This window comes from Amycolatopsis echigonensis, assembly GCF_002846615.1.
In the GTDB taxonomy this organism is placed as follows: Bacteria; Actinomycetota; Actinomycetes; order Mycobacteriales; family Pseudonocardiaceae; genus Amycolatopsis; species Amycolatopsis echigonensis.
The window spans coordinates 962,189-979,342 of sequence record NZ_PJMY01000003.1 but is presented as its reverse complement, the minus strand read 5'-3'; the positions used below and the strand labels follow the sequence as shown (position 1 = coordinate 979,342).

At 68.5% G+C, this 17,154-nt stretch carries 16 protein-coding genes; 10 read left to right on the top strand and 6 right to left on the bottom strand.

The window, feature by feature from the left end:
• The first annotated feature begins 63 nt into the window (after positions 1–63).
• The 6 genes from ATK30_RS09095 to ATK30_RS09070 all read left to right on the top strand — a co-directional run bounded on the left by ATK30_RS09095 (position 64) and on the right by ATK30_RS09070 (position 7,326).
• Complete coding sequence (locus tag ATK30_RS09095) at positions 64–1,278, top strand: GGDEF domain-containing protein (protein ID WP_101435200.1); 1,215 nt, start codon at positions 64–66, stop codon at positions 1,276–1,278.
• Between the two features lie 38 nt (positions 1,279–1,316).
• Positions 1,317–2,372: an NAD(P)-binding domain-containing protein gene (locus ATK30_RS09090; RefSeq protein ID WP_101435199.1), complete on the top strand. Its 1,056-nt coding sequence runs from the start codon at positions 1,317–1,319 to the stop codon at positions 2,370–2,372.
• 241 nt (positions 2,373–2,613) lie between these two features.
• Positions 2,614–4,254: a discoidin domain-containing protein gene (locus ATK30_RS09085; RefSeq protein ID WP_101435198.1), complete on the top strand. Its 1,641-nt coding sequence runs from the start codon at positions 2,614–2,616 to the stop codon at positions 4,252–4,254.
• Positions 4,255–4,263: 9 nt separating this feature from the next.
• A complete protein-coding gene (locus ATK30_RS09080) occupies positions 4,264–5,496 on the top strand; it encodes an MFS transporter (RefSeq protein WP_101435197.1) in 1,233 nt (410 codons plus the stop codon).
• Complete coding sequence (locus ATK30_RS09075; protein WP_101435196.1) at positions 5,493–6,437, top strand: TolB-like translocation protein; 945 nt, start codon at positions 5,493–5,495, stop codon at positions 6,435–6,437. Before ATK30_RS09080 ends, ATK30_RS09075 begins: the two co-directional genes overlap by 4 nt.
• A 67-nt stretch (positions 6,438–6,504) precedes the next feature.
• Positions 6,505–7,326 carry an alpha/beta fold hydrolase gene (locus tag ATK30_RS09070; RefSeq protein WP_101435195.1) on the top strand — a complete coding sequence of 274 codons (822 nt, stop codon included), beginning with the start codon at positions 6,505–6,507 and terminating at the stop codon, positions 7,324–7,326.
• 32 nt (positions 7,327–7,358) lie between these two features.
• Here the strand turns inward: ATK30_RS09070 and ATK30_RS09065 are convergent, their stop codons facing one another.
• From ATK30_RS09065 to ATK30_RS09050, 4 genes are read right to left on the bottom strand one after another with little or no spacing between them, the layout of a single operon-like run.
• Complete coding sequence (locus ATK30_RS09065) at positions 7,359–8,141, bottom strand: ATP-binding cassette domain-containing protein (RefSeq protein WP_101435194.1); 783 nt, start codon at positions 8,139–8,141, stop codon at positions 7,359–7,361.
• Positions 8,138–9,166 (bottom strand): ABC transporter permease, encoded by a 1,029-nt coding sequence (locus tag ATK30_RS09060; protein WP_101435193.1) that lies wholly within the window; start codon positions 9,164–9,166, stop codon positions 8,138–8,140. Before ATK30_RS09060 ends, ATK30_RS09065 begins: the two co-directional genes overlap by 4 nt.
• A complete protein-coding gene (locus tag ATK30_RS09055) occupies positions 9,163–10,164 on the bottom strand; it encodes a sugar ABC transporter substrate-binding protein (RefSeq protein ID WP_101435192.1) in 1,002 nt (333 codons plus the stop codon). The genes ATK30_RS09060 and ATK30_RS09055 overlap by 4 nt, the downstream gene beginning before the upstream one ends.
• Before the next feature lie 29 nt (positions 10,165–10,193).
• The gene (locus tag ATK30_RS09050) at positions 10,194–11,066 is read right to left on the bottom strand and encodes a sugar phosphate isomerase/epimerase family protein (RefSeq protein WP_101435191.1); all 873 of its coding nucleotides are present in this window, start codon (positions 11,064–11,066) and stop codon (positions 10,194–10,196) included.
• Positions 11,067–11,190: 124 nt separating this feature from the next.
• On the opposite strand from ATK30_RS09050, the gene ATK30_RS09045 reads away from it, so the two are divergent.
• Positions 11,191–12,201, top strand: coding sequence for a LacI family DNA-binding transcriptional regulator (locus ATK30_RS09045; protein WP_101435190.1), 1,011 nt, complete (start codon positions 11,191–11,193; stop codon positions 12,199–12,201).
• Entirely contained in the window at positions 12,198–13,199 is a 1,002-nt protein-coding gene (locus ATK30_RS09040; protein ID WP_183124277.1) for a Gfo/Idh/MocA family protein, read from the top strand. The genes ATK30_RS09045 and ATK30_RS09040 overlap by 4 nt, the downstream gene beginning before the upstream one ends.
• 1 nt (position 13,200) lies before the next feature.
• Here the strand turns inward: ATK30_RS09040 and ATK30_RS09035 are convergent, their stop codons facing one another.
• A complete protein-coding gene (locus tag ATK30_RS09035) occupies positions 13,201–13,797 on the bottom strand; it encodes a TetR/AcrR family transcriptional regulator (protein WP_101435189.1) in 597 nt (198 codons plus the stop codon).
• 32 nt (positions 13,798–13,829) lie between these two features.
• On the opposite strand from ATK30_RS09035, the gene ATK30_RS47090 reads away from it, so the two are divergent.
• Together ATK30_RS47090 and ATK30_RS09025 are read left to right on the top strand one after the other, a co-directional pair.
• Complete coding sequence (locus ATK30_RS47090; protein ID WP_312878334.1) at positions 13,830–14,081, top strand: Rossmann-fold NAD(P)-binding domain-containing protein; 252 nt, start codon at positions 13,830–13,832, stop codon at positions 14,079–14,081.
• Positions 14,082–14,437: 356 nt separating this feature from the next.
• Positions 14,438–14,941 carry a GNAT family N-acetyltransferase gene (locus tag ATK30_RS09025; protein WP_244194563.1) on the top strand — a complete coding sequence of 168 codons (504 nt, stop codon included), beginning with the start codon at positions 14,438–14,440 and terminating at the stop codon, positions 14,939–14,941.
• 100 nt (positions 14,942–15,041) lie between these two features.
• On the opposite strand, the gene asnB is transcribed toward ATK30_RS09025, so the two are convergent.
• Positions 15,042–16,883 carry an asparagine synthase (glutamine-hydrolyzing) gene (gene asnB, locus ATK30_RS09020; protein WP_101435187.1) on the bottom strand — a complete coding sequence of 614 codons (1,842 nt, stop codon included), beginning with the start codon at positions 16,881–16,883 and terminating at the stop codon, positions 15,042–15,044.
• Positions 16,884–17,154: the final 271 nt, after the last annotated feature.

Sequence of the window (17,154 nt, the reverse complement as noted above, 5' to 3'; positions counted from 1 at the left end):
CCTGTCCCCATCGGGGTGCGCGGCGCGGTGACGGCCTGGCGCGGCTGGCCTCCGCGCTGGGCGATGTGGGCGGTCGCGCGGCGGCGGTGGATCGGCTACGCGCTAGCGTGCGAAGCGGTCGCGACGGTGCTCACGGCGACCGGCCTGGCGACCGGGTTCGGCGGGCCGGTGCAGTTCGGTTCGTTCGGCGTGCTCGCCGGGCTGGGCATCGCGCAGGCCGAAATGTCGCGGCGGATCGAGCGGCTGCGGCGGTGGATGAGCGGCCAGACGCACATCAACGTCACCTCCGTCTGGTACCTCGCCGGCGCGTTCCTGCTTCCGCCGGCGTGGGTCGCGTTGCTGGCGTTGGTGCTGTACCTGCATCTTTGGCTGCGAGTGTGGCGACACGTGCGTACGCGGCCCGCACATCGCTTCGCGGCGAGTACCGCGTGGGCGATGCTGTCGTGCTTCGGGGCGTCTGCGGTGTTGACCATCGGCGGTCTGGATCAAGCGCGGCTCGACACCGCGTACGGCGTCCTCGCGCTGGTACTGGCGGCAGTTGCCTTTGAACTTGTGAACGTCGTGCTCGTGGCGACAGGCATTTACCTGTACACGAACAGTCGCTCGCCCGCGGACCTCGTCGGCACATGGGAGGACAACGCCTTCGAGCTGGCGACACTCTGTCTCGGCGGGCTCGTCGCGCTGGCGTTCGTCCATCAGCCAGTGCTCGTGGTGTTCGTGCTGCCGCCGTTGCTGTTGCTGCACCGCTACCTCCTGCTGAAGCAGCAGTTGCAGGTGGCGGTCGTGACCGACGAGAAGACCGGTCTGCTCAACACCGCGGGCTGGCACGAGCTGGCGACCCGCGAATTCACCCGGGCCCGGCGGCGCGGGACCGGCAGCGGGTTCGCCGTGCTGATGATCGATCTCGACCACTTCAAGCGCATCAACGACACGTACGGGCACCTCACCGGCGACGAGGTGCTCGCCGCGGTTGCCGTGACGATCGAGTCCTCGGTGCGGCAAAGCGACACCGTCGGCCGGTTCGGCGGTGAGGAATTCGTGGTCCTGCTGCCCGCGACCGGCGGCACGGACGTGCTCGGGATCGCCGAACGCGTGCGGGTCGCGGTGGGGGAGCTGACCGTCTCGGTGGGAGGTCCGCTGCGGATCAGCGGACTCTCCGTGTCCGTCGGGGTCGCGTGCTATCCGCAGGCGGGCACCACGCTCGACGAGGTGCTGCGATCGGCCGACGCCGCGCTGTACCGGGCGAAAGACGCCGGCCGCAACTGGGTGGCGGTCTGAGCCGGAAATACCGGGCGCGGGCAATTGTTGAACGTTGTATGAGCACTGCGGATCACGAGACCGACGTCGTGGTGATCGGGGCCGGGCAGGCCGGGCTGTCGGCGGCGTATCACCTGCGCCGGGCCGGGTTCGCCAACGAACGCGGGTTCGTCGTGCTCGACCACGGCAAGCGCGCGGGCGGCGCGTGGCAGTACCGGTGGCCGTCGCTGGTGGTCGGCAAGGTGCACGGGATCCACGACCTGCCGGGGATGGCGTTCGGGACTCCGGACCCTGCGCGCCCGGCGAGCGAAGCCGTGTCGGAGTACTTCGGGCGCTTCGAGAAGACGTACGACTTGCCCGTGCATCGTCCGGTCGACGTGACCGCGGTGCGGCGCGCGGGGGAGCGGCTGCTGGTCGAATCGCCCGCGGAGACCTGGGCGGCGCGCGCGGTGATCAGCGCGACCGGGACATGGGACCGCCCGTTCTGGCCGCGTTATCCCGGCAATTTCGCCGGACGGCAGCTGCATACGGCGGATTACCGCGGCGCTGACGAGTTTCGCGACCAGCGCGTGGTGGTCGTCGGCGGCGGGACGTCGGCGGTGCAGTTGCTGATGGAGATCGGCCCGGTCGCCCGTTCGACGGTGTGGGTGACGCGGCGTCCGCCGGTGTGGCGCGAGGAAGAATTCAGCGAGGACTGGGGCCGCAGGGCGGTGGCGAAGGTAGAGCAGCGGGTGCGGGCCGGGCTGCCTCCGGAGAGCGTCGTGAGCGTGACAGACCTGCCGGTGACGCCGCAGGTCCTCGCCGGCCGGGCGGCGGGATATCTGGACCGGCGGCCGATGTTCTCGCGCCTGGTCGCCGACGGGGTCGTCTGGGAGGACGGCAGTTTCGAGCCCGTGGACGTGATCCTGTGGGCGACCGGGTTCCGGGCCTCGATCGATCACCTGGCTCCGCTGCATGTGCGGACGCCGGGCGGCGGGATCCGGATGGACGGGACTCGGGTGGTCGCGGAGCCGCGGCTGCATTTGGTCGGATACGGGCCTTCGGCGAGCACGGTGGGGGCGAACCGGGCCGGTCGCGCCGCCGTGCAGGAGGTTCGGCGGCTGCTGCGGCCTTGAGAGCTCCGTGAAGACTCCGTGCCGGAAGCAGATTCCCTGACTGAACCCCGCACGGATGTTCACGGGAGGCAGGGGTTCCGCTGAACGGGCGGTCTTGATCGTTTCACGTCCGTTCCGGGCTTGTCGGGAGAAACCGGTCCCGCTACTCTGCCGTTTAGTTAGGAAACTTTCTTAACACAACGAGACGCCGCAGAACCGCAACGCCGCCGCCCTGTTCCCGTCCGGCCCGAAGGAGTGCGACGTGTCCTCGTCCCGTGTCCGAAGTCTCGCCCGGTTCGCGTTGCCGGCGGCCGCGGTGGTGCTGTTGCCCGCCGCGGTCTCGCCCGCGCGCGACGCCAGTGCCGCTGCCGCCGATGTGCTGTTGTCCCAAGGGAAACCCGTCAGCACGTCCACGCTCGAGGCGTCCGCGTTGAGCGGCGAGAACGCCGTCGACGGGAATCTCAAGACCCGCTGGGCCAGCGCGGTCAGCGCCGACGCCCAGTGGCTGCGCGTCGATCTGGGACAGGCCGCCACGGTCCACCGCGTGAAACTGAACTGGGAAGCGGCCTACGCCAAGAAGTATCGCATCGAGATCTCCGACGACGGCGAGAACTTCAAGCCGATCGCGACGATCACCAACGGCGACGGCGGCACCGACGACCTCACCGGGTTGTCCGGGCACGGCCGGTTCCTGCGCTTCGTCGGCACCGAGCGCGCCACGAAGTACGGCTACTCGCTGTGGGAGCTCCAGGCGTACGGCACGCCGGACTCGTCCGGTGACACCCAGCCGCCCACTGCTCCGTCGAACCTCGCCGCGGGCGAGATCGGTGCGAACAGCGTCGCGTTGACCTGGGCCGCCGCGACGGACAACGTCGGCGTCAGCGGGTATGAGGTGCTGCGGGACGGCAAGTCCATCGCCACGAGCACGTCCACGTCCTACACCGACAACGGCCTTTCGCCGGACACCGACTACACCTACACCGTCCGGGCGAAGGACGCCGCCGGCAACGCTTCGCCGGTCAGCGCCGCGGTCAAGGTGCACACGAAGCCGGGGACGGCGGGCAACACCTTCGTCCTCGCCGCGGCGGGCGACATCGCCGAACAGTGCACCGCCAGCAGCTCCAGCTGCATGCACCCGAAGACCGCGAAGCTCGTCCAGCAGATCAACCCCGCCGCGGTGATCACCATGGGCGACAACCAGTACGACGCCGAGAACGACTCGCTGACGCTGCAGAACTTCAAGGACTACTACGACAAGACCTGGGGCAAGTTCAAGAGCATCACGCATCCGGTCCCGGGCAACCACGAGACCTACGACGACACCCCGTTCCAGGCCTACGAGCAGTACTTCGGCAAGATCGCCACGCCGAACGGGAAGCGGTACTACAGCTGGGAAATGGGCAACTGGCACTTCATCGCCCTCGACTCCAACGGCTTCGTCGACGACAAGGACGGCGGCGAGCTGAAGGACACCGACCAGATGAACTGGATCAAGCAGGATCTGGCCAAGAACACCAAGGGCTGCGTCGCGGCGTACTACCACCACCCGCGGTGGAGCTCCGGCGACCACGGCGACCAGCGCGGGTCCAAGCAGCTGTGGGACCTGTTCGCGCAGAACAAGGTCGACCTGATCCTCAACGGCCACGACCACCACTACGAGCGGTTCGTCCCGCAGGACGCGAACGGCAAGGCGGACCCGGCGGGCCCGGTCGAGATCGTCGGCGGCATGGGCGGCGCGAACCCGTACCCGGTCCACGCCGCGCACCCGACCACGGCGAAGCTGCTCAAGGACACCTTCGGCGTGCTGAAACTGACGATGACCGACACGACGTTCTCCGAGCAGCTGATCGGTCTCGACGGCACGGTGCTGGACAGCAGCCCGACCTACACCTGCCACAACTAGGGGCCGGTCATGTACATCGCGGCAAGCCGTAGTTCGGACGTCGCGGCGGGCACCGAGCGCAAGGCCGGCCTGCGCCGGGTGTCGGCGAACGTCGTCGCACTCGGCGCGGTCAGCCTGGTCACCGACATCTCCTCGGAGATGGTGACCGCGGTGCTCCCGCTGTATCTGGTGCTCGGCCTCGGGCTGAACCCGCTGCAGTTCGGCCTGCTCGACGGGCTTTACGCGGGAGCCACCGCCGTGGTCCGCGTGCTCGGCGGGCATCTGGCCGACCGGTGGCGCCGGCTCAAGGCGGTCGCCGGGTTCGGCTACGGCTTGTCCGCGGTGTGCAAGCTCGGCCTGGTCGCGGCCGGTTCGTCGGTCGCGGCGATCGGCGTGGTGCTCGCCGCCGACCGCACCGGCAAGGGGCTGCGCACCGCCCCGCGCGACGCGTTGATCTCGCTCAGCAGCGAGCCCGCGACGCTCGGCCGGTCTTTCGGCGTGCACCGCGCGATGGACACCGTCGGCGCGTTCCTCGGTCCGCTCGTCGCGATGGCGGTGCTCGCGCTGAGCCTCGGCAGCTACCCGTCGGTGTTCTTCACCAGCTTCTGCATCGCGGCGATCGCGGTGTTGCTGCTCGTGTTGTTCGTCCGCGACCGGCCGGCTGCGGTCGACCGGGCAGCGGTGTCCGTGCGGGCCGCGCTCGGGCTGTTGCGCGAGCGGGGTTTCCGCCGTGTGGCGGTGTGGGCGGCGCTGCTCGGGTTCGTGACCCTCGGCGATTCCTTTGTGTACCTGGTGCTTCAGCGACGCTGGGACGTCGCGGCGACGTTCTTCCCGTTGCTGCCGCTCGGCACTGCCGCGGTGTATCTGGTGCTGGCGGTGCCCCTGGGCAAACTGGCCGACCGGATCGGGCGCTGGCCGGTGTTCCTCGGCGGGCACGTCGCGCTCGTCGCCGCGCTGATCGCGTTGTGCGGGCCGGTGTCCGGGTTCTGGCTCGCGGCTCTCGCTTTGGGGCTGCACGGCGTGTTCTACGCGGCCACCGACGGGGTGCTGATGGCTGCTGCCGGACCACTGGTGCCCGCCGATCTCCGCGCGACCGGTCTGGCCGTGGTCCAAACCGGACAGGCTGCCGCGCGGATGCTCTCGTCTGTCCTCTTCGGACTCGCCTGGACCTTGTGGGATCTCCAGCCCGCGGTTCTCGTCGCTGCCGGAGCGCTCGCTGTCGTGGCGCTCGGCGCTGCTTTCGCAAGGCCGGTGCGCACATGAAAAAAGTACTTCTCGCGGTTGCCGGAACGGTGGTGCTCGCAGCCGCCGCGGTGGTTTACACAGTTGCCGCGCGGCCGAGTCCGGCTGAACCCGCGAAGGTCGAACATCTTTCGCTCGCGCCTGGGCAGTTGTTCTTTCGCAGCACCAAGACGGGCAACGTCGGCGTCGTTCCGCTCGCGAATCCCGGCGCCGCGCCGAAGTTCAGCGATCTGAAGTGCGATCGGTTCGCGGTCTCCGCGTCGACGGGGATGTGTCTCGCGGTGCGGCCCGGCACATTGCCCGCGGTCAGCGATTTCAGCGTCCTCGACCGGAATTTCACCACGGTGCACAAGGACTATCTGCCGGGGACGCCGAGCCGGGCGCGGGTGTCGCCGGACGGCAAACGGGTGTACTGGACGGTGTTCGTCACCGGCGATTCCTACGCGGCCACCGGGTTTTCGACGCGGGCCGGGGTGTACCAGCTGGACAACGGCGAGCTGGAAAAGACGATCGAGGAACTGCCGGTCCTGGTCGACGGGAAGCGGTATTTCTCCTCCGACGTCAACTACTGGGGCATCACGTTCAGCAAGGACGGCAAGCGCTTCTACTCGACGCTGGGCACCAAGGGCAAGACGTATCTGATCGAAGGCAATTACGACACCTACCGCGGCAAAGCGCTGCGGGAGAACGTGGAATGCCCGTCGCTGTCGCCGGACGAGACGCGGATCGCGTTCAAGAAGAAGGTCGGCGAGGGCGTCTGGCGGCTGTCCGTGCTCGACCTCAAGACGATGCGGGAGACCGCGCTCGCCGAGACCCGCAGCGTCGACGACCAGGCGCTCTGGCAGGACGACCACACGATCCTGTATGGCCTCGAGAACGCCGTGTGGTCGGTGCCCGCGGACGGGTCCGGGACCCCGCGCAAGCTCGTCTCCGACGCGGCGTCGCCCGCCGTCACCAGCTGATTCGACATCTCTTTACGTCGTATAGTACGGTCGGGTCCGACGACACTTTACGACGTAAAGAGATGAGATGGCTGAGGCTGCTCTGCACGATGGAACGCGGATCGAAGCGCAGGTCCACGGGGACGGGCCGGTGCTGCTGCTCCCGGTCGACCCCCGGCCCGCGGAAGGACCGGAGGCCGAAGCGGCCCGGCAGTGGGGTGCGGACCCGGAGCTGGGCCGTTCGCTGATCGAGGGATTCGCCGGGTTCCGAGTGGTGGCCTTCGACTACCAGGGACACCGGATGGCGCATCCGGCCGACTTGACGCCGGACGCGGTCGCGGCGGATTTCCTGGCGGTGGCGGACGCGGTCGGGGTCGACCGGTTCTCGTACTACGGGTACTCGTGGCTGGCGCTTTCCGGGTTGCAGCTGGCGTTGCGGACGGATCGGCTGGACGCGCTGGCGATGGGCGGGTATCCGCCGCTGGACGGGCCGTATGCGGCGATGCTCGCGGTGACCCGGGCGACGCACGAGATGGCGTCGGCCGGGCCTGTTCTTTCGGGGTCAGCGGCTGAGCCGGGGGACTGGGATTCGGTGGACGTCACGTTGTCCGCCGGGCAGACGAAGCAGTTCGTGACGTTGTATGAGGCGTTGCGGGACTTCGACGACCGGGCGGTCGAGCTGTCGTGCCCCCGGCTGTGTTTCGCGGGTTCGGAGGACCGGATCGAATATGGGGAACGGTGGGGCGGAGTGACCGTCGACATCGCCGGTCCGTTGCTGCGGGAGCGCGCCGAGCTGGAGGCGCGCGGATGGACCGTCGAGGTGCTCGACGGGCTGGACCACCTGAGCGCCATGCAGGCGGCCGCGGTGGTTCCGGTGGTGCGGCCGTGGCTGGAGAAGGTGACCTCGTGAGTGGCAATCGCGGTTCTAGCCGCGATGAACACTCACGACGCCTCCGCCTGCCGTAGCTCGTGCTCCAATGCCTCCAGTTCCGCGCCGCCGGCCATCTGCCGGGTCAGCTCCGGCAGGTCGATTTCGGTCTTCTCGTAGGACCCGAGCGCCGCGCCGCGTTTGAGGAGCAGGAAGCGGTCGGCCACCGGGTACGCGTGGTGCGGGTTGTGCGTGATCAGGACGACGCCCAGGCCCCGGTCGCGGGCCTGGGCCACGTACTTCAGCACCACGCCGGCCTGCTTCACGCCCAACGCGGCGGTCGGCTCGTCCAGGATCAGTACCTTCGCGCCGAAGTGGATGGCTCGAGCGATCGCGACGCACTGCCGTTCGCCGCCGGACAGCGTGCCGACCGGCTGTTCGACGTCTCGCAGGTCGATGCCCATCTCGGCAAGAGCTTTCTTCGTCAGCTCACGGCCTTTCCGCCGGTCCAGGGCCCGGAACGGGCCGAACCCGACGGTCGGCTCGGAGCCGAGGAAGAAGTTGCGCCACACGCTCATCAACGGCACCACCGCGAGATCCTGATACACCGTGGCGATTCCGCGATCCAGCGCTTCCCGGGGCGAAGCGAACCGTACCGGCGCGCCTTCGACCAGGAACTCGCCTTCGTCGTGCTGGTGCACCCCGGCGAGGATCTTGATCAAAGTGGACTTTCCGGCGCCGTTGTCGCCGAGCACGCAGGTGACTTCGCCCGCGTTGACCACTGTGGACACGTCGCGCAGCGCGACCACGGTGCCGTACCGCTTGCCGACGTCCTTGACTTCGAGGAGAGCGTTCATCGCCGGACCCTTTCCGCGCGCCGCCGCAGAGCGTTGTTGACCAGGACCGCCGCGAGCAGCATGATCCCGAGGAACAGCATGAACCAGTCGTTGTCCCAGCCGGCGAACACGATGCCCTGGCGCGCCATGCCGAAGATCAGCGCGCCGATCGCCGCGCCGACGGCCGAGCCGAACCCGCCGGTCAGCAGGCAGCCGCCGATCACCGCGGCGATGATGTACTGGAATTCGAGCCCGATGCCCTGGTTCGCCTGGACGCTCGCGAACCGCAGGATGTTGATCGAGCCGACCAGCCATCCGGCCAGCGCGGTGCCCATGAACAGCAGGATTTTCGTGCGCACCACCGGAACGCCGACCGCGCGTGCGCTCGCCGCCGAACCGCCGACCGCGAAGATCCAGTTGCCGAACCGCGTCCGGACCAGCAGCCACGCGGCCACCGCGATCGCGCCGAGCCACCAGACGATGGAGATCTGGAACGGGGTGCCGCCGATGTCCACCGTGGAGGCGAAGACGAACCCGGCGGACGCGTAGCCGTCGGTCGAGCGCATGCCGGACACCTGGACGGTGCCGGTCACCAGCCGGGTCACGCCGAGGTTCAATCCTTGCAGGGCAAGGAAAGTGCCGAGGGTGACGATGAAGCTCGGCAGTCCGGTCTTCATCACCAGCCAGCCGTTGAACGCGCCGACCGTCAGCGCGAAGACCAGCGAGACGAGCAGCGCGAGCCACACGTTCCAGCCCGCCTGGGTGGCGAGGATAGCGGTGACCAGCGACGTCGAGGCGGTCATCACGCCCGCGGACAGGTCGAACTCGCCGCCGACCATCAGGAGCGAGACGGCCACCGCCATGATGCCGAGCGTCGCCGCGTCGTCCAGCCAGGTCGCGGCTCCGCTGGCGCTGAAGAATTTGTCGGACGCGAAGGTGAAGAACAGGAAGACCACTACCGCGCCGAGCAGCGCGCCGATCTCCGGGCGCACCACCAGCCGGTCGGTCAGCCGCGGCTTCGCCAGGCGTTCGTCGAGGGTCGTCATCGGGTGCCCCTTTGCACGTACTGGCCGACCTTGTCCACTGTGGATTTGTCGACCAGGTCGGGTCCGGTGAGCACCGGTTTGCCGCCGCCGACGACGTTCGCGTTGTCCCGGTACAGCTTCAGGAACTCCACCGGGAGATAACCCTGTTCGTACTGCTGCTGGTCGACCGCGAACAGCACGTCCCCGGCCTTGATCGCGGCGACCACGTCGGAGTTGAGGTCGAACGTGGCGACCTGCGCCTTCGAGTTCACCGACTTGATCGCGCTCACCGCACGGGCGGCGACCTGCGAGTTGAGCGTCAGGACCGCGTCGATCGACGAGTCGGTCTGCACCGCGCCGCGGATGCGCGACTCGGCGTCGGTCGGGTTGGAGATGTCCACCTGCAGCGTCTGCACCGTGCCCGCGAACCCGGCCTTGGCACCGTCACAGCGCTGCGCCTGTCCGACGTTTCCGGCCTCGTGGATCACACACAACAGCTTGTGCTTGCCGAGGTCTTTGAACTTCTTCCCGGCTTCCTGTCCGGCGATCGACTCGTTCTGCCCGACGTGCGTGAGCGCGCCGTACTCCGCGCTCTTGTCCTCGCCGGAGTTGATGGTGATCACCGGGATCCCGGCGCGCACCGCGGCTTCGATGGACGGACGCAGCGCCTCCGGGTTGGCCATCGACACCACGAGCCCGCCGGTCTGCTGCGCGACTGCGTTGTCGATCAGCTTCGCCTGCGCGCCCGGATCTCCGTCGGACGTGTATTCGACTTGGACGCCCAGGTCCTTGCCCGCTTGTTCGGCGCCGTTCTTCACCACGTTCCAGAACGCGTCGCCCGCGGTGCCGTGGGTGATCACCGAAACCTTCAACGGTCCGGACGGCGTCGGCGCGGCGGCGGGCGCGGTCGTTTTCGGCTCGGCGGCCGGACCGGTGCACGCCGTCAGCAGCAAGCCCGCGGCCAGCAGGCCCGCCACCGCGCGGCTGGAGCGTCGTACGCGCTCCCAGCGATGGGACATCGTTGTCTCTCCTCGCTTGTCTTCCTACGTCAACCGGTGATTGTGCGCAGATACGAGAGGCTGGTCGCGACGTCCTGGCCGGGGCGGTCCACCGGGCTGTCGTCGCTCAGCGCGGTGTCCTGCTCCAGGACGTACCAGCCGTCGTAGCCCGCTTCGGCGACGGAGCGGACCATGGCTTCGATGTCCACGTCGCCCTCGCCGAGCGGCACGTAGAGCCCCTTGCCGACGGCTTCGGCGTACGGCAGCTGGCCTGCTCGGACAGCCTCGGCCAGCTCGCCGCGGACGTCCTTGAGGTGCAGGTGCCCGATCCGCCGCGGGTGCCGCTGCGCGAGCGCGACCGGGTCCGTGCCGCCGATCAGCAGGTGGCCGGTGTCCAGGCAGAGCTGGAGATCCGAGTCGGCGAGAAAGCGTTCGACCTCGGCCTCGGTCTCCACGTGCGTGCCGACGTGCGGATGCAGGACCGTCTGAAGGCCGTGTTTTGCCGCTGTGTCGCGGATCCTGCCCGCCGTGTTGACCAAAGTGGACCATTCGGCGTCGGTCAGGGTGGGCCGTTCGTCGTAACCGTCGAGGCCGGTCGCCGCGGCGAGGACGAGTGTTCCGCCGCCACACGCCGCAAAGAGCGCCGCTGAGTCTTCCGCCTCGCCGACCGCCGCGTCCGGGTTCACGTGCAGCGGCACCGCAAGGAAGCCGCCGACGAGTTCGAGCCGGTGACTGCCCAGCAGCTTCTTCAGCGCGGCCGGTTCGCGCGGCAGGTAGCCGGGCGGACCCAATTCCGTTGCGGTGACGCCTAATTCGGCCATCTCGCCGAGTACTGCCGGGGCCTCGAGCACTCGGCCCCAGCCGGGCACCTCGCAGACTCCCCACGAGATCGGGGCGGCGGCGACACGGATCTTCGCGGTCATGGATCCCTCTCCGGTCGGGGACAGTGCCTTCCGATGGATGCGGTGCGCGTGCCCTTGATTAGAGCGCTCTAAGCTTGTAGCGTCCGACCCGTCGAGTCAAGCGTTTCTCCGGGGAGGTTTCCGCATGGGGAAGCCCACCATGGAGGACGTCGCGGAGCGAGCCGGAGTCTCCCGGGCGCTGGTCTCGCTCGTCATGCGCAACGCGCCGAACGTCTCGGCGCAGCGGCGCGCGGCGGTGCTGAAAGCGGCCGAGGAACTGGGTTATTCGCCGCATGTGATGGCGCGGTCTCTCGCGAGCCGGACGTCGACGGTGCTGGGCGTGATGGTGAACGACCTGCGCAACGCCTTCTTCGCCGACGTCGTGGAAGGGCTGGACGCGGCGGCCCAAGCGGCCGGGTTCGACTTGATCCTCAACACCGGCGGCCGGATGCCTTCTCGGGAAGGCGCGGCATTGCGCAGTCTTCTGTCGTTCCGTCCGGCTGGCGTGGTGCTGTTGTCGCCGGTGGTTCCGGCCGCGGCGATCGAAGCCGCGGCACGGCAGTGTCCAGTAGTGTTGGTGTCGCGTACTTCCCGGCTGTCCACTGTGGATACGGTGAACGACGACGGCGAAGCTGGCGCTGCGTTGGCCGTCGAGCACTTGGTGCAGCTGGGGCATCGCCGGATCGCGCACCTCGACGGCGGGGGAGCGGCCGGTGCCGCGGCGCGGCGCCGAGGGTTTCGGCAGGCGATGCGGGCGCACGGGCTCGAACCGATCGTGGTGCGCAGCGAACATACCGACACCGCGGGCGAGAAAGCCGTGCAGGAGTTGCTGTCCTCGCACTCCCCGCGGCCGACCGCGCTGCTGGCGGGCAACGACTTCAACGCGGTCGGCGCGATCTCAGCGCTTGAGGAACACGGTTTGCGGGTACCGGAGGACGTTTCGGTGGTCGGCTACGACAACACGTCCTTGGCCGCCCTGCGGCACATTTCACTGACCACAGTGGACCAGCCGCGCGCGGAAATGGCGCGGCTGGCTTTCGACGCGTTACTGGAGCGCGTCCGCGGTGAACGCACTGAACCGGTGCGGCATCTGCTCCATCCGTCCCTGGTCGTGCGGCAGACCACGGGGCCGAACTCAGGGGAGGCACAGCGGTGAGGTTGGGACTGGCAGGGGCCGGGCGGATCGGTGCTTCGCACGCGGAAACGCTGGCGGGCTTCGAAGAGGTCACGTCCGTGGTCGTCGCGGACGTGGATCCCGCGCGAGCGCAAGCGGTGGCCGTTCGGCTCGGGGTCGAGGCGGCCGAGGGAATCGACGCGCTGTTCCGCGCTGGCCTCGACGGCCTGGTCATCGCGGCGGCCACGGACGCGCATCCGGAATTGATCATCCAGGCGGTCGACGCGCGGGTCCCGGTGTTCTGCGAGAAGCCGGTCGCCGCGGACATCCCCGGCACGCTCGCGGTGATCGACCGGATCGCGGACGCGGACGTCCCGGTGCAGATCGGCTTCCAGCGCCGGTTCGACGCGGGCTACCAGGCCGCGCGGGTCGCGGTGGAAAGCGGGGAACTGGGCTGGCTGCACACCGTGCGGGCGACCACTTTGGACCCGGCCCCGCCGCCTGCCGCCTATATCGCGCACTCCGGCGGCTTGTTCCGGGACTGCGGGGTGCACGACTTCGACATCATCCGCTGGGTGACCGGCCGGGAGGTCGAGGAGGTATTCGCCTTGGGACGCAACAAAGGCGAGCAGTTCTTCGCCGATTCTGGAGACGTCGACACCGCAGCGGTCGCGATGACGCTCGACGACGGAACTCTCGCGACGGTCTCGCTGACGCGCTACAACGGCGCGGGCTACGACGTGCGTTTCGAGGCCCTCGGTTCATCGGGGAATGCCGTGGTGGGCTTGGACGACCAGGCTCCGCTGCGGTCGGTGGAGCCCGGCGTCGAGCCATTGCCGGGACCGGCGTACCCAGGCTTCATGGAACGCTTCCGGACGGCTTATGCCGCTGAGCTGCGGGCGTTCCTGGACGTGGCCGCCGGACGGATCCCGTCGCCAGCGGGGGCGGGGGATGCGTTGGAGGCGTTCTACATCGCGGAGGCGTGCGAGGTCTCCCGTAAGGAGAATCGTCCGGTGCGGGTCGCGGAGGTGCGACGGTAGGTCAAGCTCGCGGGCGAAGCAGCTTCTCCACCAACGTATCCACCAATTCCTCCGGCACTGCCGCCCCGGTCAGTGCACAGTAGACAATCGGCCCGACCAGAGCGTCCATTGTGGCTTCTGGTCCCAGCGCCGGAGAAACCTCGCCTTCCTCGGCGGCCCGCGTCAGCATCTCGCGTTCGGCGATCTGCCGCGGTTCCAGGTAACGCTCGTGGAAGCGAGCCGCGGTCGCGACGTCGTGCTGTGCCTCGGCCAGCAGGGTGAGCAGGCATTTGCCCGCCGGGTCTTCGGCGAGGAAGTGCGCGAAGTCGCGCAGATACGTGCGGATGCTGTCGGCCGTCGGCAGTTCCGTCGGCACCGGCAGGCGTTTCTCGCTGTCCTCGATCAGCGTGTCCAGCAGGATTTCGACCTTGGACGGCCACCAGCGGTAGATCGTCTGCTTGGCGACGCCGGCACGACGCGCGATCGCCTCGACGGTCAGTGCGCTGAAGCCGTGTTCGACCAGCAGGTCGTCGGCAGCGTGGAGGACGGCCAGGCGCGCGGCCTCGTCGCGCCGGTTGCCGGAGCGTGCCCTGCGGGGCTGGGAATTGACGGCGGGCATACCGGGCACTTTACCCGTGCTAACGGCTAGACGTGACGTTGCGTCTAAACAAGAGAGGTCATGGCTGCCGCCGGGCACTGGTGGTCGGAGCTTCGCGGGCGCTGGTCACCGAACTGGACCGGCGCGGGTGGGAGGTCGTCGCGACGACTCGTGATGGTGCGGTGCCTCGAGAAGGGCTGCGGATCGAGCGACTCGAGATGACCGACGACGCACAGATCGCCGCGTTGCGCGGCAGAATGGACGATCCGCTCGATCTGCTCTTCGTGAACGCGGCGATCGACTGAGGGAATCTGCCGATCAGCGAAGTTTCTGCCGAGGTGTTCTCCGAAGTGATGATCACTAACGCGTTGGGCCCGTTGAGAGTTCTCGAAGGACTGCATGATCTGGTCGCGCCGGGCGGCACGGTCGCGGTGATGTCGTCCGAGCAGGGCAGCATCTCGATGAACGTCGAGCCTGGATACGAGCTCTACAAAACGGCCGTTGCTGCCCGGGGAAAGCGTGCCCGCGGTCGTCGAGGTGCTGGAAGCGCAGGCAGGCGAGCCGGGGCTGCGGTTCCTCGACCGCTTCGGCAAGCCGTTCCCTGGTAACGACTGGGCCGATCGGGTAGCGCCGGGCGGCTTCGCGTGCCAAGCTGCGGGGCGTGCCTGGATCCGGAGAATCCGAGATCGTGCTGATCCCGCTCGACGAGCAGGGGCTTGAGCGGCTGCTGGAAGCCGCGGTGGCCGACGCCGAACCGGCCGAGGTCATGCCGCCGGTGGAAGGTCCCGCCGGCTGGACCGAAGCCCGCCGCGAAGCGTTTCTCGCCTTTCACCGCCGACGATCGCTCAATCCGGACACCGCCATCGAAACGACCTGGGTCATCGAGGTCGACGGCCGGGTCCGCGGGGCGGCCCGGCTGCGGCCGGTGTCCGGACGGGCCGCGCTGGAGGTCGAAGCCGGGGTGTGGCTGTGCCGTTCGGCCCGCGGCCGGGGGATCGGACGCAAGGTGGCCGCGGTGCTGCTGGACGCGGCCCGCGACGGCGGCGCGGCGAAATTCGTCGCGACGACCACTGTGGACAATGCGGCGGCCCGGCGGCTGCTCAGCGGAACCGGCGCGGAACTGGACGTCCGCGGCACGGAGATCGACGCGCACCTGGACTTCTGACCGATTGCCCGCACACGCCCCGAAAACGGCGTTGGACGCCGCATTGAGTGCGTCAGACGCACCCAATGCGGCGTCGCGGTGAGCGCCGAGAGGCAGCGGGTCAGTTGAGTTCCAGCTCCGGCGAGTACATGTCGAACCAGTGGTGCAGGTCCAGCGCCCGGTCCATGCCGACCCGCTGCGCCTGGCTGATCGCCGACGGGTCCGTCTCCGCCGACTGCCGCAGCCATTCCCGGCTGACCATCTGGAACACCGGGTTGTCCTTCTGCGCCAAGGCTTCCTTGATCTGCTGCTGCAACGCGACCGCGTACCCCGGGTCCTGAGTGGACGGATACGGGCTCTTCACCCGGTCCCGCACCGAGGCGGGCAGCACGTGCTTCGTCGCGTGCCGCAGCAGGCTCTTTTCCCGGCCGTCAAAGGTCTTCAGCGACCACGGCGCGTTGTAGACGTACTCGACGAGCCGGTGGTCGCAGAACGGCACGCGCACTTCCAGGCCGACCGCCATCGACATCCGGTCCTTGCGGTCGAGCAGCTGCCGCACGAACCGGGTCAGGTGCAGGTTCGAGATGACCCGCATCCGAGACTCCCGCTCGGACTCGCCGTCCAGCAGGTCCACTTGGGACACCGCGGTCCGGTACTGGTCGGCGATGTAGGAATCGAGGTCCAGCTTCGCGGAGAGTCCGGGGTCGAGCAGCGAGCCCCGGTCCTCCATCAGGCTGTTGCGGAACGCCAGCCACGGGAAGGTGTCCGCGTTGACCGCGGCCTCGTCGTGGAACCAGCGGTACCCGCCGAACACCTCGTCGGCCGATTCGCCGGACAGCGCCACCGTCGATTCCGCGCGGATCGCCTTGAACAGCAAGTACAACGACGTGTCCATGTCGCCGAGCCCGGACGGGATGTCGCGGGCGCGCAGGACCGCGCGGCGGACCTCGGGGTTGCTCAGGTCGGCCGGGTTCAGCATCACGTCCTGGTGCGCGGAACCGACGAGCTTGGCGACATCGCGGATGTAGGGCGAGTCGGGGGTGTCGCGCATTTCGTCGGGCTTGAAGTTCTCCTCCTGCCCGAAAAAGTCGACCGAGAAGGTGCGCAGCTGCTCGCCTTCCTCGGCCAGCCGCGCGGCGGCGAGGCCGGTGACCGCGCTCGAGTCGAGGCCGCCGGACAGCAGCACGCAGCGCGGGACGTCGGCGATCAGCTGCCGGTGGACGATGTCGGTCATCAGCTCGCGCACGCGCGCGACCGTCGTCTCCTGGTCGTCGGTGTGCTGCTTCGCGTCGAGCTTCCAGTAGGTGCGGGTGTTGATCCCCTCGCGGGTCACGGTCACGACGGTGGCCGGGTCGACCTCGTACATGCCCTTCCACAGCGACCAGCCCGGCCGCTTCGTGAAGCCCATCAGCTCGCGCAGGCCGTCGCTGTCGACCACCTTGCGCGCCAACGGGTTCGCCAGGATCGCCTTCGGCTCGGAGCCGAACAGGACGCCGTCGCGGGTGGGGTAGTAGTAGAACGGCTTGATGCCCATCCGGTCGCGGATCATCACGAGCTTCTGGTCGCGCTCGTCCCAGATCGCGAACGCGTACATGCCGTTGAGGTGGTCCACGACCTCCGTGCCCCACTGCAGGTAGCCGTGCAGCACGACCTCGGTGTCGCTGTCGGTCTCCCAGCGGTGGCCCAGTTTGGTGAGTTCTTCACGAAGTTCGGCGAAGTTGTACGTCTCGCCGCTGTAGACCATCGCGACTTCGCCGTTCGGCGTCTTCACGCTCATCGGCTGGCGTCCGCCCGGCAGATCGATGATGGCGAGCCTGCGATGGCCCAGCGCGACCGAGCGGCGGACCCAGGTTCCGCGGTCGTCGGGTCCCCGGCAGGCCATGGTCTCGGTCATCGCGTCCGCGATCTCCTGCTGCTGCGTGAGATCGGTGTCGTAGGACACCCAGCCCGCGATTCCGCACATACGAGACCTCCCTGAGCCAGTTAGTTAGCTGATACAAGTATCGGTAACCCAGGTGTAACACGAACTCGAATTCATGTCTGCCCGAATTGCACTCTCTGTCCTTGATCCACTACTTGCTGTGCCGCAAGTCACCCACCAACTACGGACAGTCATGCGCCCTCGCTAACCCGGATGGCGCTTGACGTCGTGGCCCGGGTCACCGGCCGTCAAGATCGCGTAAACGCCCCCAGGTCGCCGCGTCAAGGACCCGTCAGACGCGGGATGCGCACCG

What these genes read in the sequence shown, in the direction of transcription:
- ATK30_RS09075 (WP_101435196.1), top strand. Translation starts at nt 5,493, where the DNA reads ATGAAAAAAGTACTTCTCGCGGTTGCCGGAACGGTGGTGCTCGCAGCC.
- ATK30_RS09050 (WP_101435191.1), bottom strand. Translation starts at nt 11,066, where the DNA reads ATGACCGCGAAGATCCGTGTCGCCGCCGCCCCGATCTCGTGGGGAGTC.
- ATK30_RS09095 (WP_101435200.1), top strand. Translation starts at nt 64, where the DNA reads ATGTGGGCGGTCGCGCGGCGGCGGTGGATCGGCTACGCGCTAGCGTGC.
- asnB (WP_101435187.1), bottom strand. Translation starts at nt 16,883, where the DNA reads ATGTGCGGAATCGCGGGCTGGGTGTCCTACGACACCGATCTCACGCAG.
- ATK30_RS09045 (WP_101435190.1), top strand. Translation starts at nt 11,191, where the DNA reads ATGGGGAAGCCCACCATGGAGGACGTCGCGGAGCGAGCCGGAGTCTCC.
- ATK30_RS09055 (WP_101435192.1), bottom strand. Translation starts at nt 10,164, where the DNA reads ATGTCCCATCGCTGGGAGCGCGTACGACGCTCCAGCCGCGCGGTGGCG.
- ATK30_RS09070 (WP_101435195.1), top strand. Translation starts at nt 6,505, where the DNA reads ATGGCTGAGGCTGCTCTGCACGATGGAACGCGGATCGAAGCGCAGGTC.
- ATK30_RS09060 (WP_101435193.1), bottom strand. Translation starts at nt 9,166, where the DNA reads ATGACGACCCTCGACGAACGCCTGGCGAAGCCGCGGCTGACCGACCGG.
- ATK30_RS09065 (WP_101435194.1), bottom strand. Translation starts at nt 8,141, where the DNA reads ATGAACGCTCTCCTCGAAGTCAAGGACGTCGGCAAGCGGTACGGCACC.
- ATK30_RS09080 (WP_101435197.1), top strand. Translation starts at nt 4,264, where the DNA reads ATGTACATCGCGGCAAGCCGTAGTTCGGACGTCGCGGCGGGCACCGAG.
- ATK30_RS09090 (WP_101435199.1), top strand. Translation starts at nt 1,317, where the DNA reads ATGAGCACTGCGGATCACGAGACCGACGTCGTGGTGATCGGGGCCGGG.
- ATK30_RS09035 (WP_101435189.1), bottom strand. Translation starts at nt 13,797, where the DNA reads ATGCCCGCCGTCAATTCCCAGCCCCGCAGGGCACGCTCCGGCAACCGG.